This is a genomic window from Aquimarina penaris (genome assembly GCF_040786285.1).
GTDB lineage: Bacteria > Bacteroidota > Bacteroidia > Flavobacteriales > Flavobacteriaceae > Aquimarina.
This window is the reverse complement of sequence record NZ_JBFMKQ010000002.1, coordinates 303,948-327,535: the sequence shown is the minus strand read 5'-3', so window position 1 is coordinate 327,535 and position 23,588 is coordinate 303,948. Positions and strand designations below refer to the sequence as shown.

Here is a 23,588-nt window from a genome sequence, read left to right as displayed (position 1 = left end):
CTAAAGTCTTCAAATAAATATCTATTACAATCTCTTGATCACCACTAACTCTCTAAAAAAGAAAAACTTAAGATCTATCAATAAATCCATGATTTAAACAATAAAAGCTGCAATAAAGCAGCTTTTATTACAAATATTTATAGATTCTAGATGTATTATAGCTCTAATAATCCATTTGTTTTCTTAACACCTTCTGCACTTTCTGCTAGTTTTGCTTTTTCGGCATCACTTAGTGCTATCTCAACGATTTTTTCAATTCCGTTTTTACCTAACACTACTGGTGCACCAATACAAAGGTCATTTAATCCGTATTCTCCTTCTAGTAATACTGAACAAGGAAAGATTTTCTTTTGATCACAAGCAATTGCCTGCACAAGACCAGAAACTGCGGCTCCTGGCGCATACCATGCTGATGTTCCTAATAGTTTAGTTAAAGTAGCTCCTCCAACTTTAGTATCTGCAGCTACTTGCTCTAATCGATCTTTAGAAATAAATTCTGAAACAGGCACACTATTTCGTGTTGCCAATCTCGTTAATGGCACCATCCCTTTATCACTATGTCCACCAATCACCATACCATCAACATCAGAGATAGGAGCACCTAAAGCTTCTGCTAATCTGTATTTAAAACGTGCACTATCTAATGCTCCTCCCATTCCGATAATTCTATTCTTAGGAAGATCTGTAGTCTTATGCACTAAATATGTCATTGTATCCATTGGGTTACTCACCACGATAATGATCGCATTAGGAGAATGCTCTATTAAACTTGAAGATACTGTTTTAACAATCCCAGCATTGATCCCGATAAGTTCCTCTCGTGTCATACCTGGTTTACGTGGAATTCCTGAAGTAATTACAGCAATATCACTCCCTGCAGTTTTAGAATAGTCTCCTGTAGTTCCTGTAATCTTTGTATCAAAACCATTAAGAGAAGCAGTTTGCATAAGATCCATTGCCTTACCTTCTGCATATCCTTCTTTGATATCTAACAATACTACTTCTGAAGCAAAATCCTTTATTGCTATGTATTCGGCGCAACTTGCACCTACTGCACCAGCTCCTACTACTGTAACTTTCATTGTGTTATATATATTTTAATTAATATTAATTCGTTCTATTGAAAAGATTTCAATACCTGCGCGAAAATACAAATTCTTTAACGAATTAATTCACAAATAGAAGGTAAATTACCACCCAAAATTAAGCCCAAGAGAAAGGTTATTATAATTCTGAAGTGTATAATCAAGATTTGCGTTAAAAACACCAAATTTCACTCTGGCACCAATGGTGGCTTTAACACCTTTGGTTTTATTTTTTACACTAATAGGATCAATAATTACATCTGAAGCAAATGGCCCATTTTGAACTTGATATATACCTTTTACATCGGCATCACTAGATCCAAAATAATACCCCAATCCTCCATAAAAATTTAGAACAGGTAACTTGGTCGATACAATACTTGTAATTAACCAGGAGTTAGAATTCAATTTCACTTCTTGATCTGTACCTGGTACTCCGCTACCAGTATTTATATCATAAAATCCTTTCACATTAGTATACCCTATCAATCCCGCTAATTTTACCGGCCATCTTTTTAGTGGATACACCCAATCTGTAAATTCGTGCTGAAAAGCGACTCCATACAATTGGATTTCTGCATCCTCTACGGCTTTGATTCTTGGCAAAAATCGAAGTTTAATTTCGGTGCTTTTTATTAATCCTAATGACCCCTGGAGGAATCCTGACGGAATAGATTTAATTGGCGAGCTTCCGATACCATCAGGTAAAACCACCTCTAATTCGGTAACTTGCCCTTCATTAATAACAACGGCAATATTACCCTGGTTAACACCAAATGCATTGGGCGCTTGTTGACTAATAGAACCATCTCTGAAGGAGAGATCGATATAATCTGCGGTATTAAGAATAAAAGATTGTTTTTCTTCTCTAACAAAAGAAAGATTACCCACTATTCCAACCTCAAAATGCCAAAGTTTTTTTGTTTTTGCCGTACTATACCAACCATTAGACATATTATTTACTAACGACTCTCCCGCCGGAACAAAATAATCTGCACTAAATCTTTGAGCATTTGCAATACCAATCTCTAGAATTTGATCAATATCAGTTTGTGAAGAGGCCGCTTGACCTAGAACTAATGCCAACAGCAATGTTAACTTTTTCATTCGATTTGTTTTTTTGGGCACTGCAATATAAAAAAAATCCGCTATACCAATTTATATAGCGGATTTTGAATAGATTTATTATATTTATTATGCATCAATATTTGCATACACTGCATTCTTTTCTATAAATTCTCTACGAGGCGGCACTTCGTCTCCCATAAGCATAGAAAAGATTCTATCAGCCTCAGTAAGATTATCAATCGTAACCTGGCGCATAGTTCTAAATTCTGGATTCATGGTCGTATCCCATAATTGCTCTGCATTCATCTCTCCAAGACCCTTATATCGTTGTATTTTGGCATTCTCTCCATATTCTTTAACAATCAAATCACGTTGATCATCATTCCAAGCATATTGCTTTTTCGCTCCTTTTTTCACTAGATATAATGGCGGTGCTGCGATATAAATATGCCCAGCCTCAATTAATTCTTTCATATATCTAAAAAAGAATGTTAAGATCAATGTAGAAATATGACTACCATCGACATCGGCATCACACATAATTACTACTTTATGATATCTTAATTTTGAAAGGTTTAATGCTTTACTATCCTCTTCGGTTCCTATGGTGACTCCTAGTGCAGTAAAGATATTTTTGATCTCTTCATTTTCAAATACTTTATGATGCATTGCTTTTTCTACATTCAATATCTTACCACGAAGTGGAAGAATCGCCTGAAACATACGATCACGCCCTTGTTTTGCTGTACCACCTGCAGAATCTCCCTCGACAAGGAATACTTCACATAATGCAGGATCTTGTTCTGAACAATCTGAAAGTTTACCAGGTAAACCACCGATACTCATTACCGACTTACGCTGCACCATTTCACGTGCTTTTTTAGCAGCATGACGTGCCTGGGCAGCAAGAATTACTTTTTGAACAATTGTTTTTGCATCATTAGGATTTTCTTCGAGATAGTTCTCTAACATCTCAGAAACAGCTTGTGACACTGCAGAAGTGACCTCTCTATTTCCTAATTTGGTTTTTGTCTGCCCTTCAAATTGTGGCTCTTGTACTTTTACTGAAATAATAGCAGTCAATCCTTCACGGAAATCATCTCCGGCAATTTCAAACTTCAACTTATCTAACATCCCAGAAGCATCTGCATACTTCTTAAGTGTAGCCGTCAAACCTCTTCTAAAACCTGAAAGGTGCGTCCCTCCCTCATGCGTATTAATATTATTTACATAAGAATGTAAATTCTCTGCATAAGAATCATTGTAAATCATAGCTACTTCAACAGGGATATCATTTTTTTCTCCCTCCATAGAAATAACATCGCCAATGATAGCACTACGACTAGTATCTAAAAATCTAACAAATTCTTTTAATCCTTCTTCAGAATGGAAATTTTCGGTAACATCATTCCCTTCATCATCCTGATGCCTCTTATCGGTTAGTGTAATTTTTATCCCTTTATTAAGGTATGCCAGTTCTCGCAAACGACTTGCCAAAGTATCATAATTATACTCTAAGGTTTGCTGAAAAATAGTTGGATCTGGTCTAAAAGTAACAACCGTACCATTAAAATCAGTATCTCCCGTTGATTTAACCGGATATAAAGGTTTTCCTTTCTCATATTCCTGCTCCCATACTTTTCCATCCTTATGAACAATCGCATGTAAATGGTCTGACAATGCATTCACACAAGATACCCCTACTCCATGCAATCCTCCTGATACCTTATAAGAATCTTTATCGAATTTTCCTCCTGCTCCAATCTTAGTCATTACAACCTCTAAAGCAGAAACACCTTCTTTTTTATGAATCCCGACAGGAATACCACGACCATTATCTCTGGTAGTAATAGAATTATCTTCATTTATGGTTACCTGTATAGAATCACAGTATCCAGCCAATGCTTCATCAATTGAATTATCTACAACTTCATACACCAAGTGATGTAATCCTCTAGATCCCACATCACCTATATACATGGACGGACGCATACGTACGTGCTCCATTCCTTCGAGTGCCTGAATACTATCTGCTGAGTAATCCTTCTTGTTAGCTTCTTCGCTCATAAAATCCCTTATTTAATATTTTAGTTTTTTGACAACAAACAAAGATAAAAAAACACCAAAAGGATGAAAGGGTTTTATCAAAGATGATTTAAAGAGTTATCAACAATTAGTTAAGATTAATACCAGAAAACACACAAACCTTCTTAAAAACGATAAAAACAGCCTTAAATGGATTTTATAATAATTTTATAATTTTTATAACCGATTAAAAAACCACCTTTCAAATTACCAAAAAGATAGGGCGAATTACTCATAATACCAAGGTATCAAATGTGTTCCATTTTATATTTATTAATCCATAAATGAAGTTTTAAAAAACATACTGCCCATTAAAAGTATGACTTACTCAATACGCTTAATAGACAGCGCCTTACGGATACTCGTTGGTTAACATAAATTAACATTCTTTAAAATAATTTTAACCTGTTGATTTGTAATAACTAGAGCAACAACTTAGTTATCACAGCTGTAAAAAAACACAAACAAACTCAAATTTTTAAATTCAAAATGAAAACAAAAAAATTAATTTACTTAGGAAAAGTTACTGCATTATGTCTAGGGCTTTTTATAGCTTCCTGTTCTAATGAAAGCTTTGAAGAAACTCTTCCAGAAACTTCGGAAGCTCCTCAATTAGTAGAAAAGTACTTTAGAGGAAATCTAATAGAAGTAGAAGAACTCGAAAACGGAATGCTTAAATGGGGAGATGTAGAATTTAATCCAGAACAATTACAGGATGAAAAAACGGCCTATGATCGCAAGCCAACCCCTGGCGAAATTGATGCCAAGCTCGGTCTTGCTTCTGGAGTTAGAAAATGGAGAGATAATACTATTATCTATGTATTAGATGGTAGTCTTACAAGTAATCAACGTGATGTTACTTTTAAATCTATGGAAGAATGGACCAATAAAACCAACATCAAGTTTAAAGAAAGAACAAATGAACGTTCTTATGTAACTATTCTTAACAGCAATAGACCATGTAATTGTGCTTCTGCTAGTTTAGGGGATAATGGTCCCAGAGGTAGAATTAATATGGGAGTTAGAACAGGAGTTGGAGTAATGACTCATGAAATCGGACATACTCTAGGTTATCTACATGAACAAAATCGTAGTGATAGAGATCAGTTCGTTGATATTTTCCCTGAAAACATTCAAGATGGTGCAATAAGTCAATTTAGAGTAGATAACAATTCGGTTAATCCTGGTCCCTTTGATGTTAGATCTATCATGATTTACAGTAGTTTTACTTTTAGCAAGAACCGTCAACCTGTGATGTTAGAGAAAGACGGAAGTCGTATACCATTTAGAAGTGTATTATCTGCTGGAGATATTGCAGGTACTAATAAACTTTACCCAGCCGGAGATGGTGGCGGTGGCGGTGGCGGTGGAGACACCGATACTTGCGAAGGAGTTGAAGAATGGGTAAGAGGTCAACAATACGAGGTTGGAGATCGCGTAACCTACCAAGGTTCTTTATATGAAAGAGATTTCTCTAGATGGAATCGTATTAAAGAATGTGATACCACTACACCTCCAGCAGATATTTGTGCGGGAGTTAGTGAATATAGCAGAAATACCAGATATCGTCCTGGAGATAAAGTTACCTACAGAGGATTCCTATACGAATTACAGAGCAACTTTAGATGGTCTAACCAAGGTAGATGTGGCAACTAAAAGATCAAAATCTTAATATTTATAAGGCTATAGTTAATTCTATAGCCTTTTTTAATTTGTTCACGACAATAAAAACCCCAAGAAAATACTCTCAGGGTTTTAAATCTCAATTAACTCAACTATAAATAATAAAATAAAAACTTTTTTTATTCACGTTTAATAGGCTTCTTCATGAACAGCGGCAACTGCTCTACCACTTGGGTCATTCATATTCTTAAAAGCTTCATCCCATTCTAAAGCGATTTTAGTACTACAAGCTACTGATGGTTCTTGTGGCACACTTAACGCTGCAGCATCACTAGGAAAATGTCCTTCGAATATTGAACGATAATAAAATTCTTCTTTGTTTTGAGGAGTTTGTATCGGGAATCTAAAATGTGCATTTGCCATTTGTTCATCAGACACTTCTCTATCCACTACTTCTTTTAATGTATCAATCCAGCTATACCCTACACCATCAGAGAATTGTTCTTTTTGTCTCCAAGCTACACTCTCTGGAAGATAAGATTCAAAAGCCTTACGAATCACCCATTTTTCCATTCGCTCTCCGTTAATCATTTTATCTTGTGGGTTAATACGCATGGCTACATCCATAAATTCTTTATCCAAAAATGGTACACGACCTTCGATCCCCCATGCTGCTAGCGACTTATTAGCACGCAAACAATCATACATATGTAACTTATCAAGCTTACGAACTGTTTCTTCATGAAACTCTTGAGCATTTGGTGCTTTATGAAAATATAAATACCCTCCAAAAATTTCATCAGCACCTTCGCCAGACAATACCATTTTAACTCCCATCGACTTAATAACTCTTGCCATTAAATACATTGGTGTCGATGCTCTTATTGTAGTTATATCATAAGTTTCTAGATTGTAAATCACATCCTTAATAGCATCCAATCCCTCTTGAATAGTAAACTTGATTTCGTGGTGAACGGTACCTATATGATCTGCAACTTTTTGGGCTGCAGCAAGATCCGGAGACCCTTCTAATCCAACAGAAAATGAATGTAGTTGTGGCCACCAAGCTTCTTTAGTATCACCAGACTCTATACGTTTCTCAGAATATTTTTTAGCAATAGCCGAAGTAACCGAAGAATCCAAACCGCCCGATAACAATACTCCATAAGGCACATCCGACATCAACTGTCTGTGAACTGCATCTTCAAGAGCATCTCTTAACTCATCAATACTTGTCTGATTTTCTTGTACAGTTTTATAATCAGACCAGTCTCTAACATACCATTTTTTAAGCTCTCCATCCTCAGAAGACAGATAATGTCCCGGTGGAAACAATTCGATCTTGGTACAAACGCCTTCAAGAGCCTTTAATTCTGAAGCTACATAAAATGTCCCGTTCTGATCCCAACCCATGTATAGAGGTATAATCCCCATATGATCTCTTGCGATCAAGTAGGTATCCTTTTCTACATCATATAAGGCGAAAGCAAAAATACCGTTTAACTCATCTATAAAATTAGCTCCTTTCTCTTTATACAAAGCTAAAATAACCTCGCAATCAGAATCTGTTTGAAAATTGTACTTCCCATCGAATTGCTTGCGAAGTTCTCTATGATTATATATCTCACCATTAGCCGCTAAAACTATTTTTTTGTCTTCACTAAATAATGGTTGTTTTCCTGAAGCAGGATCAACAATTGCCAATCGTTCATGCGCCAATATTGCTTTTTCATTCGCATATATTCCATTCCAATCCGGTCCTCTATGACGAATTTTTTTAGACATTTCCAATAATTGAGGTCTTAGTACCTCTGCATCTTGCTTTAAATCAAAAGCCGAAACAATTCCACACATATCGTATAATTTATTGTTAGTTAATAGTTCAAAGATTCACTTATAGTTATAAAATAAAAACAATAATACGAATTTTGCTTCTAAATTGAAACTTATAATCAAAAAAAACATTTAAATTGAAATCAAAATCTAATTACAAGCTATCATATACTATCAAATTGTTATTCGAAACATTTAACAGAATTTATAGACTGGATTAACATTTAGCTTATTACTTCGCGTATATCTTTACAATTAAGAAATAAATCAAAAGCAGTATTATGAAAAAATCACTCTTATTAGTTGTTATTATGTTTTTTGGGGCGTTAACTACAACAAGCGCTCAAAAATTTGCGGATATGCAAAAGAGTCCTACCGACATTTCTTATGCTAAGGCAGATAGAAATGCCAAACCAGAAATTAAGGTTGTTTATAGTCGCCCTCAAAAAAAGGGGAGAGAAATATTTGGCAACCTTGTTAAATTTGATAAAGTTTGGAGAACAGGAGCAGATGAAGCTACAGAAATAAAGTTGTTTAAGGATATGAAAATGGGCGATCAAACCGTTAAAGCCGGAACGTATTCTCTTTATACCATTCCTGGTGAGAAAGAATGGACAATCATTATTAATTCTGACCTTGATAGCTGGGGAGCATACTCTTATGACAAAGGAAAAGATGTAGCCCGAATAAAAGTACCCGCCGCATCTGGAGATGCTTTAGAAGCATTTTCAATTGCATTCAAAAAGGTCGACAAAGGATACCATATGGTTATGGGTTGGGATACTACTCGTGTAGAAGTTCCATTTTATATGTAATCACGAAGTCATCATAGTTGCATAATAAAAAAAGCAGCTCGGTAAATTTACCGAGCTGCTTTTTTAAATAAATTATATTATGCCCCTAAATATAATTGATTTTGATTATCCATTTAAACAGGATAATAATGTCTTTCTTATACTATCTATGAATAGCATGTCCTGATGCTCCAGGTAGTTCTCTTAGAAATTCCATTACAATTCTAAAAGTTAATCTAAATTTCGTGTAAAATAGCCCCATATTTTTATATTAAATTAATATTACTCAAATATACCACCCAAATAAGGTGATGTCAATAATTTTTAAAGCTTTTAGATGTAATTTTAGATTTTATCGGTAACATACACAAAAACCTAAAATTGAGATAGTTCCTTTCCGGTTTCATTATCATTTTTTACAAGGAAAAAGAGATAAATTCCCCAAAATTCTTCTTTTTTTGGTGCCATTTTTTTGTATTGATAACACCTTTTTAATAATTTAAAAATTTACCTATGAATTGCATGACTACAAGCAGAAGGTAATTGCTTCAAAAACATTTTTAAAGCTTTCATGTCAATTGTCAAAATTCCGTAAAATATCTTCATAATTCATTCATTTATAATTCATTACACAAAAATAACACAGAGTAGCATATAAATAAAATTAAAGTGCGAAAAAAATCTAAAAGTTGTTATAAAACTCTTTTAGCCAGACATACCGTAATAATCACACATTTAAATGTTAAAAACTGAAGAATGTACTTACAAACAGCAACTAATATCAGGGGTAAATTCCCCTAATTTAATAAATCAGTTTTATAAAACACATTCATTATTGTCCTCTACTTAATAGTGAAGAACTCTACCTATGAATTGCGTTACTACTTGCTGCTGGTAATTCTCTTAAGAAAGTTTTCAAAACCTTTAAATCAATAAACAATACATTGTAAAAAAACTTCATAATCATTTGATTTATAATTTGTTATACAAAGATACATGACAACATTTTTCATAGAAAAAAATTAACACTCTGAATAAGAGATTTTAGACATAAAATATTTTTGTAGCGATATAAGGTAAAAAAGCGTTTTTTTATGTTAATTTTTGAAGAAATATCCTACAATTTGGAGTGGCTTTTTAGGGGGATTCTCCCCCTATATTATTACTGAAGAGTTTATTTTTTGATCCAATAGCTTTGATGATTAGCCATAATTAAAGTAAGTTAGCTGTTACTTAACTCCTCAATCTCAATTTTACACCGTATTTAAAATCCTCTTGAGGTCATTGCATAAAAAAAGACTGTACATCTATACAGTCTCGTCTTATTAAATAAGTAAATAGTTTTTAAACTTAGGCTTGTTTTTCTTTATTTCCGCATTGCGTAAGTCGATGCTCCTGGAAGATCCTTTAAAAATCTTACTACTGCATTAAAATTTAGCCCCTGAAAAGTAAAAATTGAGTTCATATGTTTCAATTAAAAGTTAATTACTTCAAAATTAACATGATAGTGCGAAACAATCAATATAAATGTTAAAAAATTACTTTTTATTTGACATTGCATAACTTTTCATAGATAAAACTCAACCATCCCTTGATGAACTTATTTTTTACGTAGGTTTTTTACTACAAATACTATGAATATTCAAGTATTATACCATGTGGTTCCTACGGAAAAACCATAATAAAAAATTTCAGATTTAGCAAAAACATGTAAAAACGACAAATTCGTCTATTCTCTCTAAGGAATATTCAAGTATTTATGTGTTTGAAGAGAAACTTTCCATTTTGGATTTTTCATGACATAATCAACAATCAAAGGGATCATTTTTTCACGTACACTCCATTCTGGTTGAAGATATAATATACAGTTGTCAGAAACTTTAGCCGCTTGTTCTTCGGCAAATGCAAAATCATTTTTGTTAAACACAATGCATTTTAGCTCATTCGCTACACTATATATTTCTTCTTTTGGTAATTTCACTTTTTTAGGAGAAAGACATATCCAATCCCATTTACCTGTTAGTGAATACGCTCCAGAAGTTTCTATATGGGTTTGTGCACCTTTATCCTTAAGCCCCTTTGTTAATAGAGTCATATCCCATGTAAGCGGCTCTCCACCGGTAACTACGACTACATCGCTATACTTTGAGGCATTTTCCACAATTACATCTGTATCTGTTGGGGGATGTAAATCTGCATTCCAACTTTCTTTAACATCACACCAATGACAACCCACATCACAACCACCAATCCTAACAAAATACGCTGCTGTTCCTTTATGATATCCTTCTCCCTGAATCGTATAAAACTCTTCCATCAATGGAAGCATTTTACCTGCATTCACTAATTTTTGTGTACTCTCTTGCATAAGTTTGCAAAGGTAAATAATATAAATTACGAATTATGAATTATGAATTACGATTTTGGGCAAGTGTAGTAAAAACAAATCAGATTAAATTATTCACAAAAGCAATAAGGGAGAAATTCTCATCATATACATATAGAAATCCACTTTATTTCAAGAAATCTATCTAATAATTTTGAAATAAAATAAACATCACTATACAGGAACAAAACCTAACCACTAACTTCTATAGACTAACAACACTTTGCAGCAATACATTCAATTTCAATTTTAGCTCCAACAGCTAATCCTTTGGCAGCAAAAGTAGTACGTGCCGGTTTCAAGGGGAAGTATGTTTTGTACACTTCATTAAAGGCAGAAAAGTCTTCAATATCAGCAAGAATCACAGTACACTTTACTACATTATCCATGTTCATATTATGGTGCTCTAATACCGCTTTAATATTTTCTAGTGTTTGTTTCGTTTCGGCTTTGATGCCTCCACCTACTAATTTTCTTGTCGTCTGATTCATCCCGATCTGACCCGACAAAAAATATACATCCCCTACCTGAACCGCATCAGAAAAGGGAGCTTCAGATTTTTTTGGCTCATGACTCTTATGAAAAATGATACCTGAAGTTTCTGTAGTACAACTCATCAAAAATGTACTGATGAATATAAATAAAAATGCGTTCTTCATAGTTAAAAAATTAAAACAGTGTTCTTTATCGATTGTGCAACATTAAAATTAACGTATAATTTCGATAGCAAAGTTAAGATTCCTATTTTTATCAAAAATTAATTCCATTATGAGTGACAATCAGGCATTTCTAGATCATATTAATGAAGGGTATACGACCAAAGGTGATTTCATTATCATGGGTGCGGCGATGCACGAAGGCGAAACTATTACTAACGCTCATGTTAAAGTACCCTTAAAGACGTTAAATCGTCATGGATTGATCGCAGGGGCAACAGGTACAGGTAAAACTAAAACGCTACAGGTCATAGCAGAAAACTTAAGCGAAAAAGGGATACCCGTTTTACTTATGGACATCAAAGGGGATCTTAGTGGGATCGCTGCCGCAAGTCCTGGTCACCCAAAAATAGATGAACGTCATGAAAAAATAGGTATTCCTTTTGAAGCAAAAGATTTTCCCGTAGAAATACTTACACTTTCTGAGCAAAATGGGGTAAAGCTTCGAGCGACTGTAAGCGAATTTGGCCCCGTTCTCTTATCAAGAATCCTTGATGTCACCGAAACACAAGCGGGAATTATATCTATCATATTTAAGTATTGCGACGACAATAAATTACCCCTCTTAGACCTGAAGGACCTAAAAAAAGTACTGCAATTTTCTACTGCAGAAGGTAAAAAAGAATTAGAAAAGGATTATGGGCGTATCTCTACGGCTTCAACAGGATCTATACTGCGTAAAATTATTGAGTTAGAACAGCAAGGCGCAGATCTTTTCTTTGGTGAGAAGTCTTTCGAGGTTGATGATTTATGCCGAGTAGATGAAAATGGAAGAGGGATGATCAATATTATCAGATTAACCGATATACAAGACAGGCCAAAGCTATTTTCTACATTTATGCTTAGTCTTCTTGCCGAAATATATGGAACTTTCCCCGAACAAGGTGATAGCGGAAGGCCAGAATTAGTAATATTTCTTGATGAAGCTCATTTAATTTTTAAACAAGCTTCAAATGCATTAATGGATCAAATAGAGAGTATAGTAAAATTAATACGATCAAAAGGTGTTGGTTTGTATTTTGTTACTCAAAATCCAACCGATGTACCCGACGGAGTATTGGGCCAGCTTGGTCTTAAAGTCCAGCATGCACTAAGAGCCTTTACTGCCAAAGACAGAAAAGCCATAAAACTCACCGCTGAAAATTACCCGGAATCAGAATACTATGACACTAAAGAAATATTAACTTCTTTAGGGATTGGAGAAGCTTTAGTATCTGCCTTAGATGAAAAAGGACGCCCGACTCCTCTTGCAGCAACAATGTTAAGAGCACCTATGAGCAGAATGGATATTTTAACAGATACAGAATTAAAAGCCTTATTGAAAAAATCTAAACTCATTTCTAAATACAATGAGGAAATTGATAGAGAAAGTGCCTATGAATTATTAGGCGAGAAAATTGAAAAAGCTGAAGCTGAAGAGGCAAAAGCTGCTGCCAAAAAAGAAAGAGAAAAACTTAAAAAAAGTTCATCAGGCTCACGCTCTAGAAGCACAAGAACAAGTGCTACAGAAAAAGCGGTAATAAAAGTTCTAACCAGCGCTACTTTTATTAGAGGTGCCCTAGGTGTACTCAATAAGTTATTGAAATAAGTTTGAATAGTAATCTAAAATAAAGCCAACCTAATATAGTGATTCATATTTTCGGATTCAATCTTACCATAGAATGACCATAATTATATGCAGATGAAATATTTTGCGTTACTACTATTAGGACACATTATTTAATCAACATATCATGAAAACCAGAATTTTTCTAGTACTTCTAACTTCAATACTTATTATTAGCTGTCAAAAAGAGGAAAAACAAGATCCTTTTGAGATATCAAATAACAGAATAGGCTTACTAACTAACGAAATTAAAATCAATCAATTAGATTCAATTTTCGCAAGTGACTCAATAGCCAAAACTGTTTTAGGAGAAAGTTCCTTGAGTGGTTCTAATGAAATTGAAATTTACGAAAAAGGAGGTGCCAAACTTCTTGTTCTCGAGGCAAAAAACGAATCTGATCCAACATCGACAATAGAGAATATTCAAATAATAGATCCCAGGTATAAAACTCGGGCTGGTTTGTCATCAGAAAGTATTTTTAAAGAAGTTAAAGATCATTATGCAATCTCAAAAATAAACAACACCCTAAGTACAGCTGTAATTTTTGTAGATAGTATTCAAGCTTATTTTACCATAGATAAAAAAGAGTTGCCAAGAGAATTTCAGTATACTACAGATATCAAGATTAAGGCTTCTGATATACCGGATTCAGCAAAAATTAAACATTTCTGGATCAATTGGGATAGCAATTAAGGTAAAAGTAAAGTCATAAGAATAAGGTTTACAGGAATTTATTTATAGCAACTTTTTATTGAATACGGTACCCTAAACTGTATATTCCAAATAAATCTCATACTTTTGAACATGGCAAAAAAATACATCATTCAAAAATCTCCGTTCATTGTCCCTACAACAGATGGGAAATTGATAGAAGAGCATTTTGGCAATGCAACAGATAGTAATTCTGAAATTAGTATTGCACATATGATTGCCCCTCCTGGCTGGAGTGAACCTTTTCAAACTCCCGAATTTGATGAATATACCTATATTATTCGCGGTAAAAAGCAATTTATAATAGAGGGTGAGAAATTACTATTAGAATCTGGCCAATCCATAAAAATTAAAAAAAATACAAGAATTCAATATTCAAATCCTTTCGATCAAGAATGTGAGTATATTGCTATTTGTCTTCCTGCATTTACACCAGAAACTGTTCACCGAGAAGATGAATGAGAGAAAAATTTAAACAATATCTGCCTACTTTAATTGGAAAATACATCCAGTTCTTATTCTTTTTTTCTCAAAAAAAAGCATTAAATAAGGCATACATCTTGTTTTGCACCCCCAGAAAAGGCAAAATATTACCCGAACAAGAAGATTTTCTTGAAGATGCCGAAGATGAAATTATCCTTGTAGAAGATCTAGAAATCCAAACCTATAGATGGTCTAGTTTAGGAGAAACAATTTTATTGATCCATGGATGGGAAAGCAATGCCCATCGTTGGAAAAGACTTATACAAAAACTACACAAAAAAGGGTATAATGTAATTGCATTTGATGCTCCGGCACATGGAAACTCTTCTGGTAAGATTCTCAATGTCCCTCTATATACCAAATGCCTTCAAAAAATTGTAGAGTTATATCGCCCTAATCATCTTTTAGGTCATTCGGTAGGCGGAATGACAACCATATTTCATCAATATACCTACCCAAGCCCGGAAATAGAGAAGTTAATTGTATTAGCACCTCCTGGAGAATTAGCCAGGATCATGAAAGGATATCAAGAAATATTAAAACTCTCTCCTAAATTCATGAAAGCACTTGATCAATATTTTAAAAACAAACATAGTTTCTATTTTAAAGAGTTCTCTGCACCGCAATTTGTAAAAAACCTTACTCATAAAGGTTTATTGATTCATGACAAAAATGATGATGTTGCACCCTATGCCGAAGCAGAAGCCATCTCAAAAAATTGGAATGGAGTGCATTTTATAGCTACCGAAGATTATGGTCATTCCTTATTCTTTGACGAAGTAGACACTATGATTATAGATTTTTTAAAAGCTTAAATCTCAAAAAAATTATGACTGATTCTACGGAGTGCGTGATGGTATTCTATACTTTGAAACTACAAAATTTATAACCACCTTTGCATGTGGAAAATTCTAAACAAACCAGACTTAATAAATACCTTAGCGAAGTAGGATATTGCTCTCGTCGTGAAGCCGATAAATTGATCGATCAAGGGCGTGTAACCATCAATGGAAAAGTGCCAGAAATGGGTACTAAGGTCACCATAAGAGATATAGTACATGTTGACGGTGAATTAATAAGCGAATCCAAGGAGAAACATGTGTATCTCGCCTTTAATAAACCTGTTGGGATAGTTTGTACTACAGCACAAAATGAAAAGGATAATATCATTGATTTTATCAACTACTCCAAACGTATTTTCCCAATAGGGCGTTTAGATAAACCGAGCGAAGGACTCATCTTTTTAACAAGCGATGGCGATATTGTAAACAAAATTCTTAGAGCCAGGAATAACCATGAAAAGGAATATCTGGTTACCGTAAATAAATTGATAAGTCCTCAATTCATTAAACGAATGAGTAATGGCATCCCTATTCTTAACACTATAACACGTAAATGCGAGGTAGAACAAATTAACAAATACGATTTTAGAATTGTACTTACCCAGGGTCTTAATCGCCAAATTCGTAGAATGTGCGAATATTTAGGATATGATGTAATTCGTTTAAAAAGAATACGAATAATGAATGTTTCTTTAGATGTTCCCGTTGGTGAATGGCGATATCTAACCGAGGAAGAATTAAAAGTAATCAATACCGATGTAGGAGATTCTAGCAAAACCGAGGAAGCCTCGATTATAGAAAACTCTAAACCAAAACATCAGGCCACTACAAAGCCTTTGAACATCAGTAAAGGAAAAAGAAACCATCCTATAAAAAAAGATGCTACAAAATCTGCAACAAGAAAACGGAGAGATCGCAGAAGCTAAGTTGTGCTGTTAATTATATCCTAATTTTACATTATAAGAATTTATTGTTTTTCCAAAATAGGTAAATTACTTTACCAATAAATTCTTCAATAGATGAAACCATTAGTTTTTTTACTGTTCTTATTATTTTACACCATTACATGGGGGCAAGGCACGTATGAACCTTCTGTTGATTATCCTTTTGGGCAACCTAACCCAAATGCACCCAAAGAAATTCTTGATTTCGAACCCTTAATAGGTATTTGCGATTGTATATCCAAAAGACGTAATAAGGATAAAACATGGGCAGAACCAAACAAAATGACATGGGAGTTTAAATACATTATGAATGGCATGGGTGTACAAGATCAAACACTTAAAGAAGATGGTAAACATGCAGGTAGTATCAGGCAATTTATTGCAGATAGTAGCAGGTGGTATGTACATTACTACTCTTCGGCTACTCCTACATCTGTTCTTTCTGCTTGGGAAGGAAATAAAAAAGATGATAAAATTATTTTATATCGAAAGCAAAAAGCCCCCAATGGAATGGATGGGTTTTATAAAATCAATTTTTACGACATCAATGCAAATGGTTTTAAATGGTTAGGAGAATGGGTGAATACAGATGAATCTTTTTCGTATCCAACATGGGAAATAGCATGTATTAAACGAAAGAATACAAAAAAACTTTCTGGTGAAAAGCAAATAAGAGCCGCCGCAAAAGCATTTTCTACTTCATATCTCGAGCAAGACTATGAAGCTATTGCAAAATCCTATACAGTCGATGCAAAAATATTCCCCAATAACACGCCTATTATCAGTGGGTATCAGGCTATAAAAAAGAGATGGTCTGGGTCTTCTGGGTTCACCCCAATCGAACACGAAATCATCCCAGAAGAAATTGTAATACTTGGTGATACTGCACATGATTATGGAATATATAAAGGCAAAAACAAAAAAGATGATGGGACTATAATCAATTACAAAGGCAAGTACGTAGTTGTATGGAAAAAAATAGACGGCCAGTGGAAAATGTATTTGGACATTTGGAATAGAATAAAAGATTAATTATTAATACTACACTTTAATTAGCATTATATCATGAATACGACTACAATATCTCCGTTTCACCTTGCCATCCCTGTAGATGATCTAAAAAAAGCAAGAGATTTTTATAATGAAGTTTTAGAATTAGAAGAAGGCAGAAGTAGTGATCATTGGGTGGACTTTAATTTTTTCGGCCATCAACTAGTAATCCATTACAAGGAAATCCCAGATGCTGAAAAAACCCATAGTAATCTGGTCGATGGTAAAAATGTTCCTGTCCCTCATTTTGGAGTACTCTTAGAATGGGATACATGGCAAGATCTTGCAGATAAGTTATCTAAAAAAGGTATACAGTTTAGTATAGAACCCTATATACGATTTAAAGGAGAAATTGGAGAACAGGCAACTATGTTTTTCTATGACCCTTGCGGTAATGCATTAGAATTTAAATCATTTAAGGATACATCGCAGATTTTTACCAAATAATGCTAATTATATAGCCTTATCCATTATTCAAAAGGCTTCAAAAAATATGGTTTTAACGTAATATTATGAGTGTTAATGCTTTTTTAGTATCTTGAGAGTCAATACATGATATCAAATACCATCACTAAATCCCTTATTCATGAAAAACATTACATTAACAGGCTATAGTTTATTCTTACTATTTTTTATAAGCTGTGGTGTTCCTCAAGCCGACTATGATAAATTAAAAAATGAAAATGAAAAATTAAAAAATGAACTGGCAGAATGTGAGCTTACTCCAGCCCAAATATTTGATCAGGCAAATAAGTATTATGATGCTGCAGATTACATAAAGAGTAGAGAAAGGCTTATGACCCTTAAAGCTAAATATGTTAATTCTAATGAAAACAAAAAAGGCAAAATCCTATTAAAAAAAGTCGAGAAAAAAATATTAGAAACAGCCAGAAATAAAAGTAAACAAGAAAGTAACGAAGAGGTAACCGAAGAAAAAGATGAAGATGTAACTGAAGAAGAAGATAATATAGACAGCGAAGCGAATAAAAAAGCGCTAGCCAAAATGAAAAAGAAATATGACATCAATGATCATGTTACTTGGTACTCTGATAAATCTTCGACTAAATTAAGCACAAAGAATTATATACAAACATACATAGGTAAAAAAGAAAAGAAACCCTGGTTAGGATTATCCATAAATTACTTCTCTAAAAAGAAATGGTTGTATCTAGAAAGAATTGAAATAAACGTAGATGGCGAAATCTTTGAAATAGAAGAAAACAGCGAAGGAGAATTTAAGACAAAACAAGAATCAGGTGGAAAAAGAGAATGGTTAGATCGCATTGTAAAGAATGATGATATGTTATTGATTAAAAAAATTGCTTCAGGCAAAAGTGCTAAGATGAAATTTGTTGGTCAAGATGATATATACAAAAGAACGATAAGTAAAACGGAGAAAAAAGCAATACAAAATGTTCTTGCTGCATATGAGGCGCTTGGAGGTAATCTTTAACCTGATTTATTTGTAAGTATATATTAAAAAATCTTATACAATAGTTAAAAAATGGTTATTTCGATAATAGAATCAAATTGTTAAAGGTTTACTAAAAAAATCTTACTATCTTCTGCCCTTGTTATGAATTGAAAAAAAAATGGATTTTACTAACCCCTTAGTCTATGGAGTACCTTGCTTTCTCGGACTAATATTATTAGAACTTACATACAGCAAAACTCACGACCATAAACACAAAAACCTTTATCAATGGAAAGATCTTGGTGCTAGTTTGTTTATGGGTGTTGGTTCTGCATTATTGGCCCCTTTGATTAAAACAATCTCTGCAATTGTAATTTTTAACTTTGTATATGATTTTTTTAATCCAGAAATCGACGGTATACGTACCAATATCATGGGATGGCAATCCTTTGGTTATGCTTGGTATGTATGGCTAGCTTGTCAGTTATTGGATGATTTTACCTATTACTGGTTTCATCGACAGAATCATATGGTTAGAGCTTTATGGGCCGCGCATATTGTACACCATTCTTCTGACAATTTTAATCTGGGAACCGCAGTTCGTAATGGATGGTTTACCATCCTATACAAACCTCTATTTTATATGTGGTTACCAGCAATAGGGTTTCCACCAGAAATGGTTGTAGTTTGTTTAGGAATAGAAGCATTATGGCAATTTCAGTTACATTCTGTATATATCCCAAAAATGGGATTCATAGAAAAGATATTTAATACCCATACCATGCACCAGGTACATCATGCCAAAAATGTAGAATACATGGACAAAAACCATGGAGGATTTCTTAATGTTTTTGATAAATTATTTGGAACCTGGAAAGAACTCGATGAAAATATCGAAGTACAATATGGTGTTACTCATGCACCTAATTCATATAACCCATGGGTTATTCTCACACATGAATATAAAGATATTTGGAACGACACTAAGAAATCCAAAAATTGGTATCACAAGTTTATGTACATCTTTGGCCCACCTGGATGGAGTCATGATGGTAGCACGCTTACCGTAAAACAGATGCAACGTGAGCTAGAATTGAATAAGCAAAAAGCGTAACTTTAGCTTCATTATTTTTCATAATCTATTGACAATTTTACTATGAACTATCAGGAAATTATAGATCAGCAACGTCATTTTTTTAACACAAACGCAACTAAAGATGTATCTTTTAGAATTAAAGAATTGAAGCGTTTAAAAAATGTTTTGAAAAAAAATGAAGCATTACTATATGACTCTATTTATAAAGATTTTAAAAAATCTGAATTCGAAACATACGTTACAGAGTTATCTATAATTTATCACGAGATTGATCTTGCACTAGTAAAAATTAAAAAATGGGCTAAGAAAAAGAAAGCGTCTACCGGATTGGCAAATTTACCGGGGAAAAGCTATATCATACCAGAGCCTTATGGTACCATTTTGGTTATTGGCGCATGGAACTATCCGTACCAACTATCCTTGTGCCCTGCTATAGCTGCAATTGCTGCAGGTTGTACCGTGGTCCTTAAACCTAGTGAAGTACCCTCACGTACAGCTGAAACAATGGCTAAGTTGATCAATCAAAATTTTGAGCCTAGCTTTTTTAAAGTTGTTGAAGGTGGTGTAAAAGAAACAACCGAATTATTAAATGTTGAATTTGATAAGATATTCTTTACCGGAAGTGTTCCTGTTGGGAAAATTATCTATCAAGCTGCTGCTAAACATTTAACCCCTGTTACCCTCGAATTAGGTGGAAAAAGCCCCGCTATCATTACCAAAGATGTAAATATTGATATGACAGCCAAACGATTAGTTTGGGCTAAGTTTCTTAATGCAGGACAAACTTGTATTGCTCCAGATTATGTTTTGGTAGAATCCAGTATCAAAGACAAGCTTTTATCGGCTATGAAAGAGCACATTGAGAAATCAGATTACCATGTTGACAATGATAATTACACTCAAATCATTAATGAAAAGAATTTTGATCGACTTAATGATATGATAGATTCTGATAAGGTGTATACTGGTGGTAGTGGAAATAAAGAAGAAAGAGTTATACCTCCAACGGTAATGAAAGATGTTGAATTCTCAGACAAAGTAATGCAGGATGAAATCTTTGGCCCTATTTTACCCGTCATTACATTTAATACTATCGAAGAGGCTATCGAAAAAGTAAAAAACTTATCTAAACCGCTTTCATGTTATGTTTTTACAAAAAACAGTACTGTAAAAAAGAAAGTATTAAATGAAATCTCTTTTGGCGGTGGTGCCATAAATGATGCTATGATGCATTTTACAGAACAAACTCTTCCTTTTGGTGGTGTTGGAAATAGTGGTATAGGTAATTACCACGGAAAATATGGTTTTGAGACATTTTCGCATTATAAAAGTGTTTTGCAAAAACCATTTTGGATCGAACCTAACTTTAAGTACTCACCATACAGTACAAAGAAACTTAATTTCTTAAAACGTTTTATAGGACTTTAATACTATTATCATTTTTTTACATAGTATTTCTCCTCTAAAAGAGTAAGAATATAGTGCTCTACCTCATTGGTATCCCAAATATCTTCGATATTATCCATTTCCATTACTTTATCCATGATGGCAGATTGTTGATCTCCGGTTTTTAGAGCTTCAGCATAGGGCCTATGGCTAAACGTTACTCTAGAGTATAGCGGTAGCCATTTATCTGGATATTTTTCAGAAAATTGTTTTTCAATCTTTTTCCTCATAATAAAATCAGGATCCGCTGTCTTACTGCTCATTTCTATAAAATTGCGATAAGAAAGTTTGGCGATTGCATCTGCATTTGGTTTACGAGATTCTTGATATGCTTCAAAAATATCTTGCCAATTATTGTCGCCATGAGTGTCTATAATTTCATCCAGAATAGAGATATCTTCGAAACCTGCATTCATACCTTGGCCATAAAACGGAACAATAGCATGCGCAGAATCTCCTACTAAAGCAATTTTATCCCAATACGTCCATGGGTAACATTTCATGGTGACTAATGCACTAGTTGGATTATTTTTAAAATCTTTGAGTAATGTTGGCATCAAACCAATAGTATCTGGAAAATGTTTTTGCCAAAATTTTGTAACCTCATCGTCTGTTGCTAACTTTTCAAAAGAATTTTCGCCTTCATGCGGCATAAACAATGTGCAGGTAAAACTACCATCCAAATTAGGTAGCGCAATAAGCATAAATTTACCACGAGGCCAAATATGAAGAGAATTTTTATCTAATTTATGGGTTCCATCCTGATTAGGAGGAATCCCTAGTTCTTTATATCCGGTGTCTAAGAATTTTTGAGAATAATCAAATCTACTTCTTCTCTGCATTTTGTGTCGTACTCTCGAAAAGGCGCCATCACATCCAAAAATCATATCATATTGATACTCTTTCCATTCACTCTTTTCGGTTTCTCCCGTATAGATTTTTGCTTCAGGCAAATTGATATCCCAAACTTTTTCATTAAATCTAAAAACTACACCGGCATCTTCGGCAATAGTAATCATTCTTCTGTTTAATACTCCTCTGGGAATCGAAGAAATAGCCTCCCCATCTTTACCATAATATTGATGATATACAGGCTCTCCCGTTACATGTATCGTTCGTTTATCCATTGGAATCGCCAATTTTCTCACCTCATCTCCAATTCCTATTTTATCTAGTGTTTTCCAACCACGTACAGACATCGCCAGATTAATAGATCGCCCACTAAATTGAACTGTTCTAATGTCTGGTCTTCTATCAAAAACAGTAACCTGATAGTTACGTTTTCTTAGGTAAAGTGCTAACAGTGATCCTACAAGGCCACTTCCTACAATAGCTATATTTTTTGTTTGCATAAATTAATTGTGATTCACAACCCGTTGGAACTTTTATATAGAATCATAAGAAGATTCGAGTCTTAATGTCTCCAACAGGAAGCCCCATATTATCTAAGAAGCTTATGCAAACATTAAAACCTTCGGTAAAAATAACAAATATTGCCGAATTATCCCTTTATTGCTTTGATAGTAAAGATCAAAGGGTACAATTTATCTTCAGTCTCAAACATACCCTTCTCCTTTTCTATCAAACCAGGAAATATTTCATAGGGTGTTTTATCATGTTCTTCAAGATATTGAATTCTTAATCCAGCTTCGCATAAAGAAGAAATTACCTCGCCTATACCATGATTCCATCCAAATTCTTTACTAATCATATTCGAATTAGTATCTGCATAGGTTCCTTGATACTCTTCATAAATCACCTCGCTTTGATTATACCCATATTTTATTTCTGGTTTATTTTCTAAGTAATCAAACATCCAAACTATAGGATGAAATTCGACCATATAAAAAGTTCCTCCTGGTTTTAATCGCTCGGCAATCATTTTTGCCCAAGGTTTCAGATCAGGTAACCAACCTATAACTCCATAACTTGTATACACAATATCAAATTGGTCTTTAACAACCTGAGATGTATCCAAAACATTGCAGCAAATAAATTTTGCATCAAGCTGTAGCTCTTCGTTTAACTGTTTTGCCAGTTCGATTCCTTTTTTAGAAATATCAACACCTGTACATTTTGCTCCCATCCTACTCCAACTCAAAGTATCTTGTCCAAAATGACATTGTAGATGAAGCAATGATTTACCCGAAACATTGCCTAGTGCCTCTAATTCATAGTGCTTTAATGAGGTTTTTCCTTTTTTAAAGGATTCGATATCATAGAAATCACTTTTAGCATGGACATCTACTTTTTTATCCCAAGTTTGTTTATTGGTTTCAAAATATTGATCAAATTCTTCAGAAATCATATGTAGATTAATTATAGCTTATGAAATATAAAGAATTTTTATTTCACAAAGCGTATTACAGACAACCGATTCTTGATCCCTTTCCCTCTTCTTAATG

Annotated in this window: 20 protein-coding genes; 12 read left to right on the top strand and 8 right to left on the bottom strand. The window is 33.9% G+C overall.

All coding sequences use genetic code 11. The annotated features are described in order from the left end of the window. Positions 1 to 155 precede the first annotated feature (155 nt). From mdh to gyrB, 3 genes are all read right to left on the bottom strand, one after another. Positions 156 to 1,082, bottom strand: a complete 927-nt coding sequence (gene mdh / locus ABW637_RS11100; RefSeq protein ID WP_367584762.1) for a malate dehydrogenase — start codon at positions 1,080 to 1,082, stop codon at positions 156 to 158. A gap of 108 nt (positions 1,083 to 1,190) precedes the next feature. After that, positions 1,191 to 2,192 (bottom strand): DUF6588 family protein, encoded by a 1,002-nt coding sequence (locus ABW637_RS11095; protein ID WP_367584761.1) that lies wholly within the window; start codon positions 2,190 to 2,192, stop codon positions 1,191 to 1,193. 87 nt (positions 2,193 to 2,279) lie between these two features. Continuing rightward, the gene (gyrB, locus tag ABW637_RS11090; RefSeq protein WP_367584760.1) at positions 2,280 to 4,220 is read right to left on the bottom strand and encodes a DNA topoisomerase (ATP-hydrolyzing) subunit B; all 1,941 of its coding nucleotides are present in this window, start codon (positions 4,218 to 4,220) and stop codon (positions 2,280 to 2,282) included. 507 nt (positions 4,221 to 4,727) lie between these two features. On the opposite strand from gyrB, the gene ABW637_RS11085 reads away from it, so the two are divergent. Next, a complete protein-coding gene (locus ABW637_RS11085; protein ID WP_367584759.1) occupies positions 4,728 to 5,894 on the top strand; it encodes a M12 family metallopeptidase in 1,167 nt (388 codons plus the stop codon). A 156-nt stretch (positions 5,895 to 6,050) separates the two neighbouring features. On the opposite strand, the gene asnB is transcribed toward ABW637_RS11085, so the two are convergent. Continuing rightward, positions 6,051 to 7,715 (bottom strand): asparagine synthase B, encoded by a 1,665-nt coding sequence (gene asnB, locus ABW637_RS11080; RefSeq protein ID WP_367584758.1) that lies wholly within the window; start codon positions 7,713 to 7,715, stop codon positions 6,051 to 6,053. 260 nt (positions 7,716 to 7,975) lie between these two features. Here asnB and ABW637_RS11075 point away from each other — a divergent pair, with 260 nt between their 5' ends. Next, entirely contained in the window at positions 7,976 to 8,509 is a 534-nt protein-coding gene (locus ABW637_RS11075; RefSeq protein ID WP_367584757.1) for a DUF2911 domain-containing protein, read from the top strand. Between the two features lie 1,717 nt (positions 8,510 to 10,226). Here ABW637_RS11075 and ABW637_RS11070 read toward each other — a convergent pair. Together ABW637_RS11070 and ABW637_RS11065 are read right to left on the bottom strand one after the other, a co-directional pair. Beyond that, positions 10,227 to 10,856: a 7-carboxy-7-deazaguanine synthase QueE gene (locus ABW637_RS11070; protein WP_367584756.1), complete on the bottom strand. Its 630-nt coding sequence runs from the start codon at positions 10,854 to 10,856 to the stop codon at positions 10,227 to 10,229. 230 nt (positions 10,857 to 11,086) lie between these two features. Next, positions 11,087 to 11,533 (bottom strand): RidA family protein, encoded by a 447-nt coding sequence (locus ABW637_RS11065; protein ID WP_367584755.1) that lies wholly within the window; start codon positions 11,531 to 11,533, stop codon positions 11,087 to 11,089. Positions 11,534 to 11,642: 109 nt separating this feature from the next. On the opposite strand from ABW637_RS11065, the gene ABW637_RS11060 reads away from it, so the two are divergent. From ABW637_RS11060 to ABW637_RS11015, 10 genes are all read left to right on the top strand, one after another. Beyond that, on the top strand, positions 11,643 to 13,178 hold the full coding sequence (locus ABW637_RS11060; RefSeq protein ID WP_367584754.1) for a helicase HerA-like domain-containing protein: 1,536 nt from the start codon (positions 11,643 to 11,645) through the stop codon (positions 13,176 to 13,178). Positions 13,179 to 13,323: 145 nt separating this feature from the next. After that, entirely contained in the window at positions 13,324 to 13,890 is a 567-nt protein-coding gene (locus ABW637_RS11055) for a hypothetical protein (protein ID WP_367584753.1), read from the top strand. A 111-nt stretch (positions 13,891 to 14,001) separates the two neighbouring features. Continuing rightward, complete coding sequence (locus tag ABW637_RS11050; protein ID WP_367584752.1) at positions 14,002 to 14,370, top strand: cupin domain-containing protein; 369 nt, start codon at positions 14,002 to 14,004, stop codon at positions 14,368 to 14,370. Continuing rightward, entirely contained in the window at positions 14,367 to 15,206 is an 840-nt protein-coding gene (locus tag ABW637_RS11045) for an alpha/beta hydrolase (RefSeq protein WP_367584751.1), read from the top strand. The genes ABW637_RS11050 and ABW637_RS11045 overlap by 4 nt, the downstream gene beginning before the upstream one ends. 86 nt (positions 15,207 to 15,292) lie before the next feature. After that, complete coding sequence (gene rluF / locus ABW637_RS11040) at positions 15,293 to 16,159, top strand: 23S rRNA pseudouridine(2604) synthase RluF (RefSeq protein WP_367584750.1); 867 nt, start codon at positions 15,293 to 15,295, stop codon at positions 16,157 to 16,159. Between the two features lie 93 nt (positions 16,160 to 16,252). Beyond that, positions 16,253 to 17,209 (top strand): YybH family protein, encoded by a 957-nt coding sequence (locus tag ABW637_RS11035; RefSeq protein WP_367584749.1) that lies wholly within the window; start codon positions 16,253 to 16,255, stop codon positions 17,207 to 17,209. 33 nt (positions 17,210 to 17,242) lie between these two features. Continuing rightward, positions 17,243 to 17,674: a VOC family protein gene (locus tag ABW637_RS11030; protein ID WP_367584748.1), complete on the top strand. Its 432-nt coding sequence runs from the start codon at positions 17,243 to 17,245 to the stop codon at positions 17,672 to 17,674. Between the two features lie 139 nt (positions 17,675 to 17,813). Next, positions 17,814 to 18,680 (top strand): hypothetical protein, encoded by an 867-nt coding sequence (locus ABW637_RS11025; protein WP_367584747.1) that lies wholly within the window; start codon positions 17,814 to 17,816, stop codon positions 18,678 to 18,680. A gap of 139 nt (positions 18,681 to 18,819) precedes the next feature. After that, positions 18,820 to 19,755 (top strand): sterol desaturase family protein, encoded by a 936-nt coding sequence (locus ABW637_RS11020; protein ID WP_367584746.1) that lies wholly within the window; start codon positions 18,820 to 18,822, stop codon positions 19,753 to 19,755. Between the two features lie 42 nt (positions 19,756 to 19,797). Beyond that, entirely contained in the window at positions 19,798 to 21,165 is a 1,368-nt protein-coding gene (locus tag ABW637_RS11015; protein WP_367584745.1) for an aldehyde dehydrogenase, read from the top strand. Between the two features lie 8 nt (positions 21,166 to 21,173). Here the strand turns inward: ABW637_RS11015 and ABW637_RS11010 are convergent, their stop codons facing one another. After that, positions 21,174 to 22,535 carry an FAD-dependent oxidoreductase gene (locus ABW637_RS11010; protein ID WP_367584744.1) on the bottom strand — a complete coding sequence of 454 codons (1,362 nt, stop codon included), beginning with the start codon at positions 22,533 to 22,535 and terminating at the stop codon, positions 21,174 to 21,176. A 149-nt stretch (positions 22,536 to 22,684) separates the two neighbouring features. Further along, a complete protein-coding gene (locus ABW637_RS11005; protein WP_367584743.1) occupies positions 22,685 to 23,491 on the bottom strand; it encodes a class I SAM-dependent methyltransferase in 807 nt (268 codons plus the stop codon). Positions 23,492 to 23,588: the final 97 nt, after the last annotated feature.